The organism is Sorangiineae bacterium MSr11954 (assembly GCA_037157815.1).
Lineage (GTDB): Bacteria > Myxococcota_A > Polyangia > Polyangiales > Polyangiaceae > Pendulispora > Pendulispora albinea.
The window spans coordinates 6,399,823-6,418,841 of record CP089984.1 but is presented as its reverse complement, the minus strand read 5'-3'; the positions used below and the strand labels follow the sequence as shown (position 1 = coordinate 6,418,841).

General features: G+C 67.7%; 16 protein-coding genes. 14 read left to right on the top strand and 2 right to left on the bottom strand.

Translation table 11 applies throughout. The features are described 5' to 3' along the window. Positions 1–33 precede the first annotated feature (33 nt). The 12 genes from LZC94_24715 (at position 34) to lanM (ending at position 14,356) form a co-directional block, all read left to right on the top strand. Positions 34–1,380, top strand: a complete 1,347-nt coding sequence (locus tag LZC94_24715; GenBank protein ID WXB11075.1) for a TolC family protein — start codon at positions 34–36, stop codon at positions 1,378–1,380. Next, a complete protein-coding gene (locus LZC94_24710) occupies positions 1,377–2,306 on the top strand; it encodes an HlyD family efflux transporter periplasmic adaptor subunit (GenBank protein ID WXB11074.1) in 930 nt (309 codons plus the stop codon). Before LZC94_24715 ends, LZC94_24710 begins: the two co-directional genes overlap by 4 nt. 21 nt (positions 2,307–2,327) lie before the next feature. Further along, positions 2,328–4,583, top strand: a complete 2,256-nt coding sequence (locus LZC94_24705; protein ID WXB11073.1) for a peptidase domain-containing ABC transporter — start codon at positions 2,328–2,330, stop codon at positions 4,581–4,583. After that, positions 4,580–5,551, top strand: a complete 972-nt coding sequence (locus LZC94_24700) for an efflux RND transporter periplasmic adaptor subunit (protein WXB11072.1) — start codon at positions 4,580–4,582, stop codon at positions 5,549–5,551. Before LZC94_24705 ends, LZC94_24700 begins: the two co-directional genes overlap by 4 nt. 489 nt (positions 5,552–6,040) lie before the next feature. Then, positions 6,041–6,286: a hypothetical protein gene (locus LZC94_24695; GenBank protein ID WXB11071.1), complete on the top strand. Its 246-nt coding sequence runs from the start codon at positions 6,041–6,043 to the stop codon at positions 6,284–6,286. A 58-nt stretch (positions 6,287–6,344) separates the two neighbouring features. Continuing rightward, positions 6,345–6,572: a hypothetical protein gene (locus LZC94_24690; protein WXB11070.1), complete on the top strand. Its 228-nt coding sequence runs from the start codon at positions 6,345–6,347 to the stop codon at positions 6,570–6,572. Positions 6,573–6,902: 330 nt separating this feature from the next. Further along, entirely contained in the window at positions 6,903–7,097 is a 195-nt protein-coding gene (locus LZC94_24685; protein WXB11069.1) for a hypothetical protein, read from the top strand. Between the two features lie 81 nt (positions 7,098–7,178). Then, a complete protein-coding gene (locus tag LZC94_24680) occupies positions 7,179–7,367 on the top strand; it encodes a hypothetical protein (GenBank protein ID WXB11068.1) in 189 nt (62 codons plus the stop codon). 79 nt (positions 7,368–7,446) lie between these two features. After that, on the top strand, positions 7,447–7,632 hold the full coding sequence (locus tag LZC94_24675; protein WXB11067.1) for a hypothetical protein: 186 nt from the start codon (positions 7,447–7,449) through the stop codon (positions 7,630–7,632). A 108-nt stretch (positions 7,633–7,740) separates the two neighbouring features. Next, positions 7,741–11,019 carry a type 2 lantipeptide synthetase LanM family protein gene (locus tag LZC94_24670; protein ID WXB11066.1) on the top strand — a complete coding sequence of 1,093 codons (3,279 nt, stop codon included), beginning with the start codon at positions 7,741–7,743 and terminating at the stop codon, positions 11,017–11,019. A gap of 67 nt (positions 11,020–11,086) precedes the next feature. After that, positions 11,087–11,308, top strand: coding sequence for a hypothetical protein (locus LZC94_24665; GenBank protein WXB11065.1), 222 nt, complete (start codon positions 11,087–11,089; stop codon positions 11,306–11,308). 6 nt (positions 11,309–11,314) lie between these two features. Next, complete coding sequence (gene lanM, locus LZC94_24660; GenBank protein WXB11064.1) at positions 11,315–14,356, top strand: type 2 lantipeptide synthetase LanM; 3,042 nt, start codon at positions 11,315–11,317, stop codon at positions 14,354–14,356. A gap of 76 nt (positions 14,357–14,432) precedes the next feature. Here the strand turns inward: lanM and LZC94_24655 are convergent, their stop codons facing one another. Next, positions 14,433–14,828, bottom strand: coding sequence for a hypothetical protein (locus LZC94_24655; GenBank protein ID WXB11063.1), 396 nt, complete (start codon positions 14,826–14,828; stop codon positions 14,433–14,435). A 197-nt stretch (positions 14,829–15,025) separates the two neighbouring features. Here LZC94_24655 and LZC94_24650 point away from each other — a divergent pair, with 197 nt between their 5' ends. Together LZC94_24650 and LZC94_24645 are read left to right on the top strand one after the other, a co-directional pair. Further along, a complete protein-coding gene (locus LZC94_24650) occupies positions 15,026–16,708 on the top strand; it encodes a S8 family serine peptidase (GenBank protein ID WXB11062.1) in 1,683 nt (560 codons plus the stop codon). Between the two features lie 149 nt (positions 16,709–16,857). Then, positions 16,858–18,468 (top strand): hypothetical protein, encoded by a 1,611-nt coding sequence (locus tag LZC94_24645; GenBank protein ID WXB11061.1) that lies wholly within the window; start codon positions 16,858–16,860, stop codon positions 18,466–18,468. On the opposite strand, the gene LZC94_24640 is transcribed toward LZC94_24645, so the two are convergent. Next, entirely contained in the window at positions 18,413–19,009 is a 597-nt protein-coding gene (locus LZC94_24640) for a Uma2 family endonuclease (GenBank protein ID WXB11060.1), read from the bottom strand. The two genes, LZC94_24645 and LZC94_24640, sit on opposite strands and share 56 nt — an antisense overlap. Positions 19,010–19,019 lie beyond the last annotated feature (10 nt).

Sequence of the window (19,019 nt, the reverse complement as noted above, 5' to 3'; positions counted from 1 at the left end):
GTGGCCGCGATCGTGCATTGCGAGTCCTTCGACATGATGCCTCGTTCCTCGTTCTTCTCCGTTGCCGTCGTGAGCGCGCTGGTCGCGACCTCCGCGTTCACCGCCCATGCCCAGGACGCCTACGAGCTCACCTTGCCCGCCGCACTCGTCATGGCCCGCACGCGCGCCGCGGAGATGCGGGCTGCGCGCGCGCGCCACGAGACCGCCAGCGCGGAGGCCGACGCGGCCCTCGCAGGCTACTTGCCGAGCCTCTCGGGCCAGGCGGGCGCCGGCCAGACGTGGTCGCGCACCGAGGGAAAGACGTTGGACGAGAGCGGCAATACCGTGGATTACGTCGATAACGGCACCCGGCGCCAGCTCGATGCATCGGCCTCCCTGCGCTGGACGGCCTTCGACTTTTGGCAGACCCCGAGCCGCGTGGGCGCCGCGCGCGCCGATGCCCGGGCCGCCTTTCAGCGCGTGCGGGCCACCGCCAACGACACCACCCGCGCCGTGGCCAGCGCGTACTTCACTGTCGTTTTCGATCAGCTCCTCGATGAAAACGCCAAGCTGACCACGCAGATCCGCGAGCGGCACGCGGCCATCACGCACGGCCTGGTGGCGTCGGGCATCCGGCCCACGGTGGAGGAGGCCCGCGCCCGGGTCGAGCTCGATCTGGCGCGCCTCGAGAGCATCACCACCGAGCGGCAGATGGCGCAGGACAAAGTGAAGCTCGCCACCATCCTGCTCCTGCCGCCGACCACGCCCATCAAGGTCGTTCGCCCCGCGGTCCTGCCCAAGGCGACCGAGGAGCCCAAGCTCGCCGCCAACGAGGCCGCGGAGCGGCGCCCGGAGGTGCGGGCCGCCTACGAGAGCGTGGAGGCGCGCGAGCGTGCGCTCACCGCGGCCAAGGTCGAGCGGCTCCCCACCATCGGCGCCTCGCTCGACGCCACGCACCGCTCGACCTTGGCCGATCGCGAAGACCCGCGTTACCCCAAGGAGAACGCGCTCGCCGCCATGCTGACGGTGAGCGTCCCCGTGTTCGACTGGCGCGTGTGGGGCCAGGTGCCGGTGGCCAGCGGGAACCTCGCGGCCGCCGAGGCGGAGCGCGCGGGCACCGTCGCGCGCGTGCGCGGAGAGGCCGCCGAGGCGGCGTATGGCCTGCAGTCGGCGCGCCTCGCGCTCGAGCAATCGCGCTCCACGCGCGATCTCGCGGGCGCCACCTTGGCCGTCATGGAGGCGCGGTACCAGGCCGGCCTCGTCACCACCACCGATCTCTTCGACGCCGCCGCGAGGGACGCGGACGCTCGCCGCGGGCTGATCCGCGCGGAGCTCGGCGTTGCGCAAGCCGTCATCCAAGAACTGGCCGCGACCGGCCGCATCACGGAGCTCGAACGATGATACCGCAACTCTTTCGCAAAGCTGCCGTCGAGCGCCATGGAGGCGCTCGCGAGGGCGATCTCCTCCGCTTGGAGACCAAGTGGACCTCGTGGTCCTTCCGCCTGGTGCTCATCGCCGGCCTGGTGGCGCTGGCCTTCATCATCGTCTTCGACGTGAACGAATACGCCACCGGCCCGGCCATCGTTCGGGTCGAGGGCCGCCGGCCCTTGGTCACCATGGTCGCGGGCATCGTGGAGACGGTGCACGTGCAGTCGGGGCAGCACGTCGAGAAGGACCAAGTGCTGGTCACCGTCTCGGCCCCCGCCGAGCAAGCGGAGTACCGGCGCGCGAGCCGCGAGTTCCAGCTCAGCCTGGCCGCGCTGCTCCGCGATCCTTCCGACAACTCCACCAAGTCGAGCCTCGCGTCGCTCAAGCCCAAACGCGACAACGCGGCGCAGCTGGCCAACGCGCGGATCGTGCGCGCGCCGCACGCGGGGGTGGTGACCGACATCCGCGTTCGACCCGGGCAGTACCTCGCGGCCAACGACGTGGTGGCGGGCATCGCGCCCGAGGGGGCCAAAGCGTCGCTGGTGGCGTTCGTGCCGGGCGAATACCGCCCCATGCTCAAACCCGGCCAGCAACTTCGCTTTTCGCTCCAAGGATACAAGTTCGAATATCGAACGCTCGACGTGGAGTCCGTCGGCGCCGAGGTCGTGGGGCCGGCCGAGATGCGGCGCTACATCGGCCAAGAGCTGGGCGACGCCGTCCCCGTCGAAGGCGCCACCGTGCTCGTGAAGGCGCCGCTCCCGTGGCGGACCTTCACCGCCGACGGTCAGACGTACTCGTACGTGGAAGGGCTCACGGGCACGGCGAGCGTTCGCGTCCGCAAGGAGCCCATCATCGTCGTCCTCGTTCCTGGCCTCAAGTCCCTCCGGAACCGCCGCTAACCCCACCGAAAGGGCAACCCCGTGAACTTCACCTCCATCGCCGAAACCATCCAGAAGCACCCCGCCCTCGCCGCGCTCGGCCAACTCGGCCCCAAGAAGCGCGTGCCCGTCCTCGTGCAGCTCGAGGCCGCAGACTGCGGCCCCACGTGCCTGCAGATGTGCCTCGCCTTCCATGGCCAAGAGGTCCGCCTCGACGAGCTGCGCCTCGCCACCGGCTGCAACCGCGACGGGGTGAGCGCTCTCGCCCTGGTGCAGACCGCGCGCGACTACGGGCTCGCGGCGCGCGGCGTCCGCATCGAGCTCGAGGATCTCTTCGCGCTGGAGCCGGGCACGATCCTGCACTGGGGCTTCGCGCACTTCGTGGTGTTCGAGCACGTCATCGGCGAGACGGTTCATATCGTGGATCCCGGCATCGGCCGGCGCGCGCTGTCCCTCGAGGAGGTGAGCGAGTCGTTCACGGGGGTCGCCCTGGTCTTCGAGGTCCAGGAGGGGTTTCAAAAGGGCAAGCTCGAGCGCCCCCTGCGCCACTACTTGAAGAAGACCATGCGCGGCACCGGGGATTGGGTGCGCGTGGTGGCCATGTCCATGGTCCTGCAGCTCTGCGGCCTGCTCCTGCCGTTCATCAACGGCCGCGTGATCGACCGGGTCATCCCCCACTCGGACAAGCACCTCTTGACGGTCATGATCCTCGGCCTCGCCACCGTGGCGCTGTTCGAGTTCTTCGCCATGATCGCCCGCTCGAACCTGCTGCTCAACCTGCGCACGCGCTTGGACGCGCAAATGACGTTGGGGTTCTTGGATCACCTGCTGTCCTTGCCCTATCCCTTCTTCCAGCGGCGGCACGCGGGCGACTTGATGATGCGTCTCAATAGCAACGCCCAGATCCGCGAGATCTTGAGCTCGGGTGTGCTCAGCGGCGCCATCGACGGCCTCTTGGTGCTGGTCTACTTGGCGCTGCTCCTCTCCTTGAGCCCCAAGCTCGCCATCGTGGCCATCATCCTGGTCACCCTCGAGGCTACGGTGTGCTTGATCGTGCAGAAGAAGCAGGCCGGCTTGCTCACCAGCGCGCAGCAAAAGCAGGCCGAGAGCGAGAGCCAGCTGGTCGAGCTGCTCAACGGCATCGAGACCTTGAAGACCACCGGCACCGAAGGGCGCGCCGCGCAGCGCTGGTCGAACGTGTTCGTGGAGGTGATGAACCTCTCGCTCCAGCGCGGCCGCATGTCGGCGTGGTCGGACGCGATCTTGAAGATCGTCACCACCTTGAGCCCGTTCATTCTTCTCATCGTCGGCGTCTTCGAGACCATGGCCGGCAAGATGACCCTCGGCACCATGTTCGGTGCGCTGGCCTTCGCCGATGCCTTCATTCACCCCGTCTCCAGCCTCATCGGCACGTTCTCGCAGTTTCAGCTGGTGGGGGTGTACATCGACCGCATCGAGGACGTGATGACCACGCCCAAGGAGCAAGTTCGCAACGATCTGCGCACGGCGCCGCCGCTGCGGGGGAGCATCCACGTCGACAACATCTCCTTTCAGTACGGGCCCAAGAGCAAAATGGTCGTGAAGAACGTGTCGCTGCAGATCGCGCCGGGCCAGTCGGTGGCTTTGGTGGGGCGCTCGGGCTCCGGCAAGTCGACCTTGGCCGCGCTCTTGGCCGGTCTGTATGTGCCCACCGAGGGGAAAATCACCTACGACGGCATCAACCTGGCCGACCTTCACTTGCCCAGCTTGCGGCGGCAAATCGGCATCGTCATCCAGCGGCCCTATGTGTTCGGGACCACCGTCCGCGCCAACATCACCAACGGCGATGCATCGATTTCGAGCCGCGCGCTGGAGAAGGCGGGCAAGGCGGCGGCCATCCATGACGAGATCATGGAGATGCCCATGGGGTACGAGACCCCGCTCACGGCCGGAGGCGCCACGCTCTCGGGCGGGCAGCGGCAAAGGCTCGCGCTGGCCGCCGCGCTGTTGAAGAAGCCGCCGATCCTCTTGCTCGACGAGGCGACCAGCGCGCTCGACAACCTCACGGAGCGCGCGGTGCACGACAACTTGGACCGGCTCGGATGCACGCGCATCATCATCGCCCACCGCCTCAGCACCATCCGCCGGGCCGACGTCATTCTGGTGATGAACGACGGTGTGCTGGTCGAGCAAGGCGATCATGAGTCCCTGGTCGCGGAAGGTGGGCTCTACGCCTCCCTCATCGCCGCGCAGAGCTCCGACCACGAGCCCGCCGAGGACGAAAAAGCAAACTACGACGAGTTCGGAGGTGACGCGTGAAGCTCTTGAGGACCCTTTCCCTGACCGTGATGGCCGCCTTTTCCGCGTACACCGTGCCCAAATACGGTTGGCCCATCGTGCTGGAGAAGGCGCGCGCGCAGATGGATTCGGGCGAGCCCGAGCGGCCCCCGGCCCCGCGCCCCAGCGAGGACCGCTCGATCGCCGAGCCCTGGACCGGCGTGATCCTCGCCCCCGCCGTGGAGCTCACGGCCCGCAACGATGGACGGCTCGCCAAGGTGCTGGTGCGGGTCGGAGACACCGTTCACGCAGGCGACGTCCTTGCGCAGCTCGACATCACCGTTCAACTGCACGAGATCGCCGCCGCCGAAGCCGCCTTGCGCGCCTCCCGGGCCGAGGCGGGGGCCGCCAGCGTGTCGCTCGCCCAGGCGGCCGATCGGGCCAAGCGCCGCAAGATGGTGGTCAAATACGGGGACACGGAGCTGCCCATCGTTTCGCCCGAGGAGCTCGTCGGCTCGAACTTCGATCAGAAGGCGGCGGGCAGCCGGCTCGTGGCCGCAGCCGCCAACACCCAGGAGCGGGTCGCGCGCCTCGAGCAGCTCCGCGCCACCGTCGACGAAGCGACCATCCGAGCCCCCTTCGACGGCGCCGTCGCCACACGCTACTTGGAGCCGGGGGCCCATGTTCGCTCGGGCATGTCGCTCATCCGGCTCGTGGGGCAGGGGGGGCTCCGCGTTCGCTTCGCGGTCCCCGAGGCCGAAGCCGGTGCCGTGCAGCTCGCGTCCAAGGTGCTCCTCGAGTGCGATGGCCAGACCCTCGGCGCGGCCATCGATCGCATCGCGCCCGAGGTCGAGTCCTCGTCGGGGACCATCTTCGTCGAGGCCTCCGTGGAGGGGGTTCACGAGAGCCAGCACACGGCCCTCGCGGGGCGGGTCGTGGGGGTGAAGCTGGCGCCCGCGGTGTCGTTGCCGACCGAAGGCATCCCTGCGATCAACCCCACCAGCGGCTGATACGTCGTCCTCGCAGCCCCGTAGGCCGAAACGCCGAGCGCCAACGATGCGCCTCGGCGTTCTTGCTTTTGTGCGCCCGCGCGCAGCCTTTCGCGGGGCGCCCAGCACGCAGCACGCGGCGCGCAGCACGCAGCACCGGGCGCGCAGCACGCGGCGCGAGGCACGCAGCACGCGGCGCGCAGCACGCAGCACGCAGCACCGGGCGCGCAGCGCGCGACACGCGGCGCGAGGCACGGAGGGTGGAGACTCGGGAGGACACGCGGAGCCTTCGGGCGACAGCTCGGGGCCCCTGCTCGGCCGAGGCACGGCGGGATCGTCGTTCAAAGCCTCGAATCATGGACGGTACGCCCGATGCAATGACTCCATGCAACCGCCGTCCACGAGACACGCGAGACCGTCTTCCGAGGCACCTCTCGCGAACCGAAGGCCTACGGAGGCCGTAGGCCGGAGTAACCCATCGAGTTTGATTGAACCCCGAGGAGACGAGAGATGAACACCAAGAGCCACCCCAAAGCCCGAATCCTGACCACCATCGACGACGCCGTACTCGCCCAGATCGGCGGCGCCGGGTTCTACGCCCAGCCCCTCGCGCACCAACACGGTCGCTATTCCCATCGCCCCATGGTGCCCCAACACGCGGGGACCGTCGCCCGCGGACGAGCGAATGCCCCGTATCCGTGGTTCAAACAAATCATGCCCTTCATCCGCAAGCTGGGGCGCGGCCTGACGGGTTGAGCGGACGGTCACCAGGTCACCACACTGCCGGTTCGTCCGGCGCACGAGGAGATTGGCCATGAGCAACGTGAGAGCACTCAAAGATCCGTATTATCGAAAGCGGCAGGGCATGGACTCGGACGATCATCCGGCCGGTCCCGCGGATTTGAAAGACGACCAGCTGGAGCGGATCCAGGGCGGATGGGCGTGGGTCGCCGTCGGCGTCAGCATGAAGGTCTGCAAAGACGTTTATCGAGCCGGGGTGACGGCCTACCAGGCCTACCGCGCCTATCGGAGCCGGCGCTGACCGGTCCTCCCTTGATTCGACGACCTCGAACGCCACGTGGCCTGCCTCCCGCCGGATGCAGGCCACGAGTCGTTTTGTGGGCCGGATTTTCGAGGGCCCTCGGCGCCGTTCCCACCTCCGTCGGTGCGCGCCCGAGGACCGATTCATCGCCCACCTCCCATCGAGTGAACACCGGAAAGGACACACGAAGCGTGAAGGAGACACATCGAATCATCGCGAGCATCGCATATCCCGTATTTCCCTCGAATCCAACTTCGGCACGGCGACTGCAATAACGCCTGACACGAAACGCGAACACGAAAGTTCGCAACAACGGATGGAGAGACCACCATGGACAACAGCAAGAAGACCGCGAAGGACCTCGACCCGACCAAGAACCCCGCCGGTCCGACGCAGCTGAGCGACGAGCAGCTCGAGGACGTGAGCGGCGCAGGGACGCCCCTGATTGCCGCGACCATCGGCGCCAGCGTCAAATATTGCTCCCGCGGCTTCCGCAAGGTCCGCGGCTGGTTCCGCCGCCGCTAAATCGCATTACGAATCGCATTCATCGCCTATCGCAGCACCGACCAAACACCATTTCCACGAAATCGAACATTGGAGGACACCATGAACAACAAGACCGCGAAGGACCTCGACCCGACCAAGAACCCCGCCGGCCCCGTGCAGTTGAGCGACGAAGAGCTGGAGGACGTGAGCGGCGCAGGGACGCCCCTGATTGCCGCGACCATCGGCGCCAGCGTCAAGTATTGCTCCCGCGGTTTCCGCAAGGTCCGCGGCTGGTTCCGCCGCCGCTGATTCGCGTCGCCCATCGCAACCTCGAGCATCGCAGCATCCCCCCAACCCATTTCCCGAAATCGAAACCTTGGAGGACATCATGAACAACAAGACCGCGAAGGATCTCGACCCGACCAAGAACCCCGCCGGCCCGGTGCAGTTGAGCGACGAAGAGCTGGAGGACGTCAGCGGCGCAGGAACGCCCCTCGTTGCTGCGACCATCGGTGCCAGCGTCAAGTATTGCTCCCGTGGCTTTCGTTGGATCAAGCGCCGGTTCCATTGGTGATGCCGCGCGCAGGCACCGTGGCTCGTTCCTTCCTCGCGAGGACGAGCCACGGATCGCACCCCTGACCATCGGCCGCCCCCGGCCCCTCGACGAGCAAAGGATCGAATCGTGAACGACACGGACATGCAATCGATGGATCGAACGGGCGAGCAGGTCATCCCCTGGCAGCTCGCAGCAACCCCGCACGAACGGCTGGCAAAGGGTCTCGGGGTCGCAAGTGCCGATGGAACGGCCGAGTCGCGGTACGCGTATTGGCGCCAATTGGGATGGGTTCAAGCGCATCCCGAGCGCGCTCCAGCGCGATTCGCCGCCCTCGGCCTCGACGAACCCGAATTCATTTCGATGTTCGGCGAGGAAAAGAGCGCCCTCGCCGAACGACTCGGCCCCGCCCCCGCGTGGTTCCACAGCGCGTGCACCGCGCTCGCGTCCCACGCCGCGAGCCTGCCGCGCACGAGCGCCAATGAGAACGCGAATCAGGATCAGAATCAGAACGAAAGCGAAGGCGAGGCGGATTTTCTCTCGCTGGTGGCGCCCCTGATCGAGCACGCGCAGAACGAGCTCGCGGAGCGCCTCGAGGCGCTCCTCGGTCGCGAGGGTGTCCCCGTGGAGCTCATGCCGCTCGCGTCCCTGGCGGACACGCCGCCCGAAGAGCGGATTTGGGACGCGGTGTACAAGACGCTGGTGCTCGAGCTGAAGGTGGCGGAGCTGAATGGTAAACTCCAGACGCAGGACCCCGAAGCGCGTCTGGCCGAGTTCGTTCGCTCCCTGGAGGAGCCGGGGGGCCGCACCCAGCTCTGGGCCGAGTACCCCGTCCTGGTTCGATATGTCGTCGGAATATTGGATCAATGGGTGCGCCGGAGCGCCGAGGTGGCCGAGCGATGGATTGGCGATTGGAACCTGCTCATCGCGAGCGGCCTCTTGCCGGAGTCACCCGGTGAATTGCTGGAGCTCAGCGTCGGTCAGGGCGACGTGCACCGCGATGGCCAGAGCGTGGCCATCGCCACCTTCGAGCGCGCCAAGCTCGTGTACAAGCCGCGATCGTTGGCCCCGGAGGCCGTCGTCAATCGGCTGATTGGCTGGTTCAATGAGCGCGCGCCCGCGTACGACTTGCGCCCGCTGCACCTCCTCGACCGTGGCAGCTACGGCTGGACCGAGTTCTTGGCCCACGAGCCATGCACGGACGACGAGCAGCTGCGGGGCTTCTACTGGCGCGCGGGGGCGATGCTCGCCCTCTTGCACGTGCTCTGGGGAATCGACTTTCATCGCGAAAACCTGATCGCGCACGGCGCCTATCCGGTCGCCATCGATTGTGAGGTCCTGTGCCATATCACCGAGACCGACATCACGGGCGTTCCCGGGCCGCGCAACCTCGAGCCGGCCGATGCGTTCTTGGCAGATAGCGTCGTGCGGGTGGGCCTCCTCCCGGTGCCCTTCGTCTTCCAGGACGATCAGTCGAAGTGGCAGCGCTCCGATCTCTCCGCCCTCTCCGGCGCCGCCGGGCAGAGCACCCCCATCACCGCGCCCACCTTGGTCGTCGAAGACGGGGAGCTCCGGGTGCGCAACCGGCGCGGCGAGATGGAGGCCACGCAGAACTTGCCGTCGGACTCCTCGGCCACCGCGTTCACCCCCGAGGTCGTGGACGGCTTCGAGACCGCGTACCGCGAGCTCGCGCAAGGACGCGACGAGCTCCTCGCGCCGGGCGAGTTGCTCGATTGGCTGCGCGGGGTCGAGCTCCGCCTCTTGCTGCGGCCGACCATGTATTACGAGCGCGTCCTCTTGGACAGCTTGCACCCGGATTTCATGCGCGACGCCATGGACCGATCCATTTGCCTGGATCGGCTCTTTGCCAAAGGGCATGTGCCGGGCATGGCCTCGGTGGCCGAAGACGAGATTCGCCAATTGGTCACGGGCAATATTCCCTTTTTCACGTTTCGCCCCGAGTCGCCCGATCTCGTGCTGGAGAGTGGCGAGCGGGTGCCGAGCTTTCTGCCGCGGGTGCCGCTCGCGTGCGTCGAACAGCGCCTGCGCGATCTTTCGGACGATGACATGGGCCGGCAACGTCATTTGATCGAGCTCACCTTGGCCTGCTTCGATCCCGAGAGCATGCCGCGCCCGTCGCGCGCGCCCGTCGCCACGTCGACCCTTGCCCTCCCGGGCGAGCTTCGCGCGGTCGCCGTCCGCATCGGCGAAACGGTGATGCGCAAAAAGCTCGAACGCGGCGGGCGCGCGGGCTGGGTGTTCGCCAAAAATCTCCACGACGAGATTTGGACCCCGGGCCCCGTCGGCGCCGACCTTTACGATGGCCTCCCCGGCATCGGCCTCTTCCTCGCGGCGCTCGGCCGCGCGACCTCGCACCCCGGCGCGCTTCGCACGGCCACCCAGATCGGGGATCAGCTGGTCGACGTCGTGCGGCCCATCCTCGATGACGCGGGCAAGTCCAAGCCGGCGCAGGTCGAGTGGCCCGTCGGAGCGTTCAGCGGCGCGGGGGGGATCCTTTACTTCTTGGGCAACCTCACCCGGCTCGCCAACGAGTCGCGGTGGCTCCCGTGCATCGCCTCGCTCGTCGCGTGGATCGAGCGTCATTGCCCGAGTGATCCGCACCTCGACGTCATCAGCGGGTCCGCGGGTGCCCTTCTTGCGCTCCTATCGGTCCGCGATCTGGTGAATGTCGAGGCCGCGGCCTGCGCGGCGGTCGCGCGGCTCACGAGCTCGCAGTCGGCGAGCGGGGAGCACGCGGGCGGCTGGCAATCCGCAGCCGCACCGCGCCCGCTCGCGGGTATGGGGCATGGCGCGGGCGGTATCGCGCTCGCGCTCGCCCAGTGGAACGCCGTTCGACCGAGCCACGGTGTTTCCCATGCGGTGGCGTCGGCGCTCGCCTTCGAAGAGACGCTCTTCGACGACGCCGAATGCAACTGGCGCGACGCGCGATCCGAGGAGCGGGAGTTCATGGCCGGCTGGTGCCATGGCGCACCCGGAATCGCGCTCGCGCGCCTCGCGCTACCGTCGTCGGGGCGCTGCGATGAACGGCTCGAGCGCGCGCTGCAGAGCGCCCTCCGTCACACGGGGGTGGCCGGCTCCACCTTCGAGGGGGCGCCCAACGATGGCCTGTGCCACGGCGATCTCGGGAACCTCGAGATCCTGCGGCTGGCGAGCCCGCACCTCGCGGGCGCGATCGAGACGAACGCCCTTCTTCGTTGCTACCGCGCTGTTTTGGACCGATCGCACCGAGACGGCTGGCGCTCGGGCGATCCGCTGGGGGTCGAGAACCCGGGGTTGATGAATGGGCTGGCCGGCATGGGCTTGTCGCTCTTGAGCGCGGCGACGTGGGCAGAGTCGGAGGGCGCTGCGAACACCCCCTCCGCCCTGCTTTTGCAACCTCTCCAATGAGTCCAACGCGCTTCGCTTCTTCTTTGCTTCTTTTTCTCGTTATCGCAAATCGAAAGGAGGTCCTCTCATGACGAAGAAAGTACAACCCAATCCGGCAGGCGAGGTAGCGTTGAACGACGAGCAGCTCGACGACGCCAAGGGCGGAATCGCACCGACGGGGTGCGTGCGGGGGCCTGCGGCATCGATGGGGATCCGCGCGTGCAAGGGCGGCGGAGGCACCGGGCAGGCGAGCCACCGGCTCATATGCACCAATCCTTGGAGGCCGGGCAAGCGCTACAAGCTCTGGTGATGCGCCGTGAACCCGCATCGACATAAGCCGCAGGCGAACGGGGAGCCGCGCGTGCTCGACGCGCGGCTCGGCCCGGCCCCCGCATGGTTCCACCTCGCCGTCGCGGCGAGCGCCGAGCCCCTCGAGCCCGACGGCACAGACCCGGACGAGGTGGATCTGTTCTCGGTCGTGGCCCCTCTCATCATGCGGGCGCAGCGCGTGTTGTTGGCGAAGCTCGAGCCGCTCGTGGCCCGAGCCCCCGCGCCGCTCCTGCCGCTCTTTGGTCTGGTGAACGCGCCGCCCGCCGCCCGCATCTGGGAGGCGCTGCACAAGACGCTCTTTTTGGAGCTCGAGGCGGCGGAGCGGCGTGGCCAAATCCACGAGGAGAGCACGGAGGGGCGCCTCGCGGAGCTCGCGGTCGCCCTGGAAGATCCTCGCGCGAGGCAACTCTTCTGGGCGGAGTATCCCGTCCTGATCCGTTATGTCGTCACCCTTTTGGACCAGTGGGTTCGCCGGGCGGCCGAGGTCGCGCAGCGCCTGGTCGACGATTGGGACGCGCTCCTCGCCGCAGGGCTCTTGCCGGATCCGCCTGGTCTCCTGCTCGATCTCGCCGTCGAACAGGGCGACGTGCGCCGCGATGGCCAGAGCGCCGCCGTCGCGACATTCGAGAACGCGAAGCTCGTGTACAAGCCGCGCTCCCTCGGCGCCGAGCGCGCCGTGAACCGGCTCCTCGATTGGTTCAACGCGCGCGGGCTCGCCTACGATCTGCGCGGGCTGCGCGTGCTCGATCGCGGCGGTTACGGCTGGACGGAGTTTCTCGCGCACGAGCCCTGCACCGACGAAGCGCTCTTGCCTGCGTTCCATTGGCGGGCGGGGGCCATGCTCTCCCTGCTCCACGTGCTCGGGGGCATCGAATTCCATCGTGAGAATTTGATCGCCCAGGGCGCGTATCCCGTCGCCATCGATTGCGAGGCGCTTTGCCATTTGCCTACGCCGCATGCGCCGGGCGTTTCTCCGGCGAAGGACTCCGATCCCGTCGGCTCGTTCTTGGAGCAGAGCGTCGTTCGGGTCGGGCTCCTTCCGGACCCGATGCTCTACCAAGACGAGCAATCGCGCTGGCGCCGGGCGGACATCTCCGCCCTGGCCGGTGAATTTCGCATCCGCGACGAGCGCGGCGAGGTCGGCGAGGCGCACCTTCTTCCCCCCGAGTCGTCCCCGACGGCGTTCATCCGCGACGTCGTGGATGGCTTCGAGGCGGGCTACCGCGCGCTCGTGCAAGGCCGCGACGAATGGCTAGGGCCGGGAGGTTTGCTCGAAGGGCTGCGCGGCGCGGAGCTGCGCCTGGTGTTGCGCCCGATCCTGTATTACGAGCGCGTTCGGAGTAACTCGTTCCACCCCGACTTTCTGCGCGGCGCCATGGATCGAGCGATCGGCCTGGACCGACTCTTTTCCCGCGATCACGTGCCGGACATGGCGCGCATCGTGGAGGACGAAATTCGGCAAATGGAGTCCGGCGACGTTCCGCTCTTCACCTTTTGCCCCGAGGCGCGCGACGTGATCCTCTCGGGCGGCGATCGCGTCCCCGATTTTTTGCCGGAGCGCCCGCTCGACGCGATCGCGCGGCGCCTTCGTGAGCTCTCGAGCGACGATTTGCAGCGGCAGTGCGACGCCATCGAGCTCACCCTGGCGTGCTTCGATCCGCCGAACGTGCGGCGGCCCGAGCCCGGCCCCATGTCCACGTCGAGGTCCATTCGAGCGCCCGAGCTCGACGAGGCGGCCCGGCGCATCGGCGCGGTCTTGCTGGCGAAGCGCGTGGATCGGGCGCGCAAGATCGGCTGGATGGCCGCGAAGAACCTCGACGAGGGCGTCTGGACTCCGGGCTCGGTCGGGGCCGATCTGTACGCGGGCCTGGCGGGGATCGGGCTCTTTCTGGCGGTCCTCGGCCGCCGGGGCTCGAACATCGCGGCGCTGCGGACGGCGGAGCGCATCGGCGACCAAATCGTGGCGGGCCTCGCGCCGCTCACCGTCGATCCCGAGGCCTTTGCGTCCATCGATCCGTACCATAGCGATATGCCGATCGGCGCCTTCGATGGACTCGGGGGCGCGCTGTACTTCTTGGGCAATCTGGTGCGCCTCGTGGGGCATCACCGTTGGGTTCCGGCCATCGAGGGACTGGTCGCGTGGATGCGGTACCGCAGCGCGCATGATCCTCACATCGACGTCATCGGCGGATCGGCGGGCGCGCTCCTCGCGGTGCTCTCCGTCCGCGACTTGGTCGATGTGCGCGCCGCGGCGCGGTCGGCCGTCGATCGTCTGCTCGAAACGCAAATCCTGGCGTCGGCGGCGCCGCGCCGGATCGCCGAAGTGCACGTGGGCGGCTGGCCCGTTCGCGCGGCCTCGCGTCCGCTCGCGGGCATGGGCCACGGCGCGAGCGGTATCGCGCTGGCGCTCGCGCGATGGAACGCCGTCTCCCACGATCCGCGCATCCCTCGGGCGCTGGTGTCCGCGCTGGCGTTCGAGGAGCGCCTGTTCGATCCGGCCGAGGGCGACTGGGCCGATGTGCGGGCGGGCGATGTGCGGGCGGGCGACGTGTGCGCGGCCGAGCGCAGCTTCATGACCGGCTGGTGCCAGGGGGCGCCGGGCATCGGGCTCGCGCGGCTCGGCATCCGCGAGTCGCTGCGGACGCAGCAGGTGGACGACGAGCTGTGCACCAGCATCCGCGCCACGATCCTGCACGGCGGCTTTGGCGCCGAGGAATTTCACGGCGTGGGCAACGATGGCCTCTGCCACGGCGATCTCGGGAACCTCGAGCTGCTCCGCCTCGTGGCCGGCACCCCAGCGGCGCCGGCCTTCGGCGAAGCCGAGCTCGCGCGCGCCTACGCGGCCATCGTCGATCGCGCTTCACGCACCGGCTTTTTACCTGGCGATCCGTTGGGCATCGCCACCCCCGGTTTGATGAATGGCTTGGCCGGAGCGGGGCTCGCGCTTCTGGGGGCGGCGGCCTGGGTCGAGTCGAACGGCGCGCGCCGTGCGCCGTCGGTGCTCCTTCTGCAGCCGTTTCCAGCATAAGGCGCGCGCCGCCGCTTCGTACGGCGTGAGCCGCTTCGTACGGCGTGAGCCGCTTTGTATAGCGTGAGCCGCGGCTTTACCTCCCGGCGAGATCCTTTTGCGCTTCGGATTTGAGCCACGCCATGGCGCTGGCCTCATCGGAGAAAGGGCGCTGCACGCCTTCGTTGCCGCGGTAGATGCGGCGCCATTGAAGCAAGGTGGTGGGGCTGTCGACCACGAGCGCCGTTCGCACCCGGCCGGCAGCCGAGGCGCGCGCCATGATGTCGCGAACGATCTCCGCGACCTCCTCCGATTGAACGTGGGGGCCTGTACGGTTCGATAGAACGGCCCACCTTCGATGACGCAGCCGCGCCATCGCGCGGATCATGGCCTCGCGATACGACTCGGCCAACGCGCGTGGCCAAACGCCCCATCCGCGGATGCGGAGGATGGCGTGCTTTTCATCGACGTCGATCTCGAAGCCGGGCTCCATCGGACGAAATCATGCCTCGGCTCGGCCGGATCGCACAGAGCCCCTCCGCGGTTGCGCTCGCGTAAGGGGCCATGTGGGGGACGCTCGCGCTTTGCGGGCCCCGAGTCGCTCGTGTGGTCATCGAACCGATGGAGTACGCGAGCGAGCCGAAGGCTCATGGAGGCCGTAGGCCGGAGTCCACAAAGCGAGCGAAACGAATGAAAAATACGAGGGGGACCGGACGGCGCGCGTGGCTGGCGTTGCCGCTTTTGGCGTCCATCGCCATGGCCTGTTCGACGAACGAGCACGCGCTGGCGGGCCAGAAGAGCGAAAAGGGCGAGCGAAGCGAGGGCGCCGAGAAGGCAGACACCGCCGCATCGCTGCTCACCGATACGGCGTCGGGCGGCGTTTCGGAGGCCGATATCGCGGCCCTCGAAGCCGTTCCGCGAGTTCCTTTCCGCGACTCGTGCCCTGCACCGAACGGTGCCCCTCGGCCCGGCACAGTTCGATGCTTTGCCAAGTTGCGAACCGATGAAGCGGGCCAGCGGTTGGCGTACGCCGCACCAAGGGGGCTTGGCGCACAGGATTTGAGCGAGGCCTACCACGTGCCCTCGTCGGGGACGCGCACGGGCACGATTGCCATCGTCGATGCGTACGATAACCCCAACGCCGAAGCAGACTTGGATGTCTATCGCAAGCAATATGGACTTCCGCCGTGCACGACGGCGAACGGTTGCTTCAAAAAGGTGAATCAAAACGGCGCGCCCTCGCCGCTGCCTGCTCCCGACGTGGGGTGGGGCGGTGAGATTGCGCTCGATTTGGACGTGGCGAGCGCCATGTGCCCGGCGTGCAATCTCCTCTTGGTGGAGGGCGACGCGCCCACGCTCCGGGATTTGGGCATGGCCGTCAATACGGCCGTTCGAATGGGCGCGGCCGTCGTGTCGAACAGTTATGGCGGGCCCGAACTGGGCGATGACAGCGAGGGCGGCGTCGGTTCCATCGAGGAGGCCGACGCGCTCTACTATTCGAATCACCCAGGGGTCGGCATCTTCGCAGCCTCCGGCGACAACGCGTTCGAGGAGGGCACGTCCTATCCGGCGTCGGGCGTGAATGTGATCGGCATCGGCGGCACCCGGCTCGTTCGCTCGAGCACCAACCCGCGCGGGTGGGTGGAGGGCGCGTGGTCGAGGGCCGGCAGCGGCTGCAGCACGCATATCGCGAAACCCAAATGGGCAAACGATGGCCCCGACTGCGCAAAGAAAACCGTGGCGGACATTTCGGCCGTGGGCGATCCCGCGACGGGCGCCGCCGTGTACAACTCGTACGGCGTCCCGTCTGGTGGTTCCGGTTGGGCCATCGTGGGAGGAACGAGCGCGGCCACGCCCATCGTGGCGGCGATCTTCGTTCTCACGGGCAAGGCGGGTTACAACGGTTCGTTCATTTGGCAAAACCCGAAGCTCTTTTACGACGTTACGACCGGCAACAACGCGAGCCGCTGGTTCGACGCCGGTCTGGTCTGCCCGCGCGGGAGCTATCTGTGCAACGCGCGTGTGGGGTTCGATGGTCCCACGGGGTGGGGATCGCCAAACACGGCGTTGCTGCTCGAAGCGGGCGGCGTCGGCGGATCGGACGGCGGCGGTGCGGCGGGGCTCGATGCTGGCGCGGGCAAGGCCGATGCGGGCGTGAAAAAAGATGCGCCGACCCTCGCCGATGCATCGACGGGAACGAAGAACGACAGCGATCCCGAGTCCAAGATTGCGCCGGCTGCGAAATCGGAGAGCTCGGGTTGCTCATGTGTGGTTGTAGGTAAAGGAAAGAACGCGATTCCGTTGTCGGTGGTGGTCGCGATGATCGCCATGCTCGTTGCAGCGCGCCGGAGGCGCTCCGATCGACCGATTTGAGGAGCCCGCACAATCGATGCGGTATATACTTCGAGCGTTCGCTACGAAGGGATTGTCCCCGTTAGAGGCGCTCGTACATGGGGATCGATCGACTCCGCTATTCATCATTGATACCAAATCGGGTATTGGCGCTCGTAGTGGCATTTCCCATGGTTGGATTTGCCTGTTCGAGCGATCACGCGTGCGCGGATTCCCACGAGGCGAATCCGCAGAACGAGCCAGCGCGCCGAGCGCTCGAGGACGAAGCGGCATTCGGCGCCGTGGTCGATCATCCTTACCGCGATGTCTGCAGCCGCGCCCATGGCCCCGACGTCGTTCACTGTTTGGCCAAGGTGCGCACCGACGACGGCGGCAACGCGCTGCTGCTCGCCGCGCCCGCGGGCTTCGGCCCGGCCGAGCTTCGCTCGGCCTACGACGTGCCGCCCGGCGCATCGGTCGCCGGTGCCACGGTGGCCATCATCGACGCCTTCGACGATCCCAACGCCGAGTCGGATCTCGCCGTCTATCGCTCCACCTACGGTCTTCCTCCGTGCACCACGGCCAATGGCTGTTTCCGAAAGGTCAATCAAGCCGGGGCCGCATCCCCGTTGCCCGAGCCGAACGGGAGCTGGGCGAGCGAGGTGGCGATCGACACCGATATGGTGAGCGCCATCTGTCCGTCATGTAAGATTTTGCTCGTCGAGGCGACCGACGCCACCTTTGCCGATTTGGGCACCGCCGTGAACACGGCAGTTCGGCTGGGGGCCGACGTGGTGTCCAACAGCTACGGCGCGCTCGAAACCAGCAACGCCACGTCGTATGACGCCAAGTACTTCACGCACCCCGGTGTCGCGATCTTCGCCGCCTCCGGCGACAAAGGTTATGCGACCGGCGCCTCGTACCCCGCGTCGGGTGCGAACGTGATCGGCGTTGGCGGCACCACCTTGGTGCGCTCCTCGAACGCGCGCGGCTGGGCGGAGACGGTTTGGGGGAGCAGCGGCGCGGGGGCGGCCGGCACGGGCAGCGCGTGCAGCAACTACGCACCGCGGCCCGCGTGGGTGACCGGTGCCGACAGCCCGAACTGTCCTCGAAAGACCGTGAGCGACGTCTCCGCCGTGGCCGATCCCCGCACGGGCGTCGCCGTTTACGACACCTATGGCGGCTCGGGCTGGACCACGTTCGGCGGCACCAGCTTGGGCTCGCCCATCGTCGCGGCCATCTTTGCGCTCGCCGGCCGCGGCGACTCCAACGGCTCATTCATCTGGAGCCACCGCACCGCCTTTCGCGACGTGACCAGCGGCACGAACGCCAACGGACAACCGGCCTCGGGGCCCGCGTGCTCGGCGGGAACGAACAACCTCTGCAACGGCGTCCTTGGCTTCGATGCGCCCACCGGCTGGGGGACACCCATCGCATCGGCCCTTCTCTCCCTCGGCTCCGACGCAGGCGCGCCCGTCGACGCAGGTGCCCCGATCGACGCAGGCGCGGCTCCCGACGCGTCGGGCGATCCCACTGGCGGCGTACGCCCCGCGCGCGATGCCGGACACGGGGCCGAACGTGACGCGGGCGCGGAGCTCCTCGACGCCGGAATCGGCGGCGACAAGCCCCAGACGAACCCCGGCGAGAGCGACACGACCGCCAATGGCGGCGGCTCCTGCGCCATGTCGAGCGCCGCGCCATCGCGCGCGGGCGCGGCTCTCACCTTGGGGATGCTCGCAGCGCTCGTTATTCTTCGCCCGCTTCGGCGATGTAGGCGTCCAGATCGCGCCAAAGTGCGCTGACGTCGAGGGTGAGCTCGGGGCACCCGGGCACCGCATCGATGGTGCCCTCGGTGGCCGCGACCATGCGCATGTATTTGCCGTTCGTGCCCAATTCGAAGATCTCGAACGATCGCAGCTCCGGATCGATGAGCCAGTACCAAGGGACACCGAACTGCTCGTACTCGGCGAACTTATGAATCCGATCGCGGCGCTCGTCGTTGGCCGAGGATAAAACGATTTCGACGGCGATGCTCGGAGGCGTCCGGGTGACACCTAGGACGGGTGGACGCTTCTGACCCGTGAGAAAGATGCTCATGTCGGGCATCCGCCCGCGCTCGCGGCCGACGACGAATTTCAAGCCCGAGCCGAACAGCATCGCCCCATGAGACACCGTCCAGGCTCCCAGCAAGCGAAAGAGCCATGCAAAGACGAATTCGTGGAGGGTGTTCGGCATTTCCGCCTCGACGAGTACACCATCGACCAGCTCGCGATCATCGTCCTCGGGCAGATCCGCCCAGTCATCGAGCGTCACCGGACGAAACGCAAACGAGGTCGCGGCCATGGAACGAGCC

What these genes read in the sequence shown, in the direction of transcription:
- LZC94_24675 (WXB11067.1), top strand. Translation starts at nt 7,447, where the DNA reads ATGAACAACAAGACCGCGAAGGATCTCGACCCGACCAAGAACCCCGCC.
- LZC94_24655 (WXB11063.1), bottom strand. Translation starts at nt 14,828, where the DNA reads ATGGAGCCCGGCTTCGAGATCGACGTCGATGAAAAGCACGCCATCCTC.
- LZC94_24680 (WXB11068.1), top strand. Translation starts at nt 7,179, where the DNA reads ATGAACAACAAGACCGCGAAGGACCTCGACCCGACCAAGAACCCCGCC.
- LZC94_24690 (WXB11070.1), top strand. Translation starts at nt 6,345, where the DNA reads ATGAGCAACGTGAGAGCACTCAAAGATCCGTATTATCGAAAGCGGCAG.
- LZC94_24650 (WXB11062.1), top strand. Translation starts at nt 15,026, where the DNA reads ATGAAAAATACGAGGGGGACCGGACGGCGCGCGTGGCTGGCGTTGCCG.
- LZC94_24645 (WXB11061.1), top strand. Translation starts at nt 16,858, where the DNA reads ATGGTTGGATTTGCCTGTTCGAGCGATCACGCGTGCGCGGATTCCCAC.
- LZC94_24640 (WXB11060.1), bottom strand. Translation starts at nt 19,009, where the DNA reads ATGGCCGCGACCTCGTTTGCGTTTCGTCCGGTGACGCTCGATGACTGG.
- LZC94_24695 (WXB11071.1), top strand. Translation starts at nt 6,041, where the DNA reads ATGAACACCAAGAGCCACCCCAAAGCCCGAATCCTGACCACCATCGAC.
- LZC94_24665 (WXB11065.1), top strand. Translation starts at nt 11,087, where the DNA reads ATGACGAAGAAAGTACAACCCAATCCGGCAGGCGAGGTAGCGTTGAAC.
- LZC94_24715 (WXB11075.1), top strand. Translation starts at nt 34, where the DNA reads ATGATGCCTCGTTCCTCGTTCTTCTCCGTTGCCGTCGTGAGCGCGCTG.
- LZC94_24685 (WXB11069.1), top strand. Translation starts at nt 6,903, where the DNA reads ATGGACAACAGCAAGAAGACCGCGAAGGACCTCGACCCGACCAAGAAC.
- LZC94_24710 (WXB11074.1), top strand. Translation starts at nt 1,377, where the DNA reads ATGATACCGCAACTCTTTCGCAAAGCTGCCGTCGAGCGCCATGGAGGC.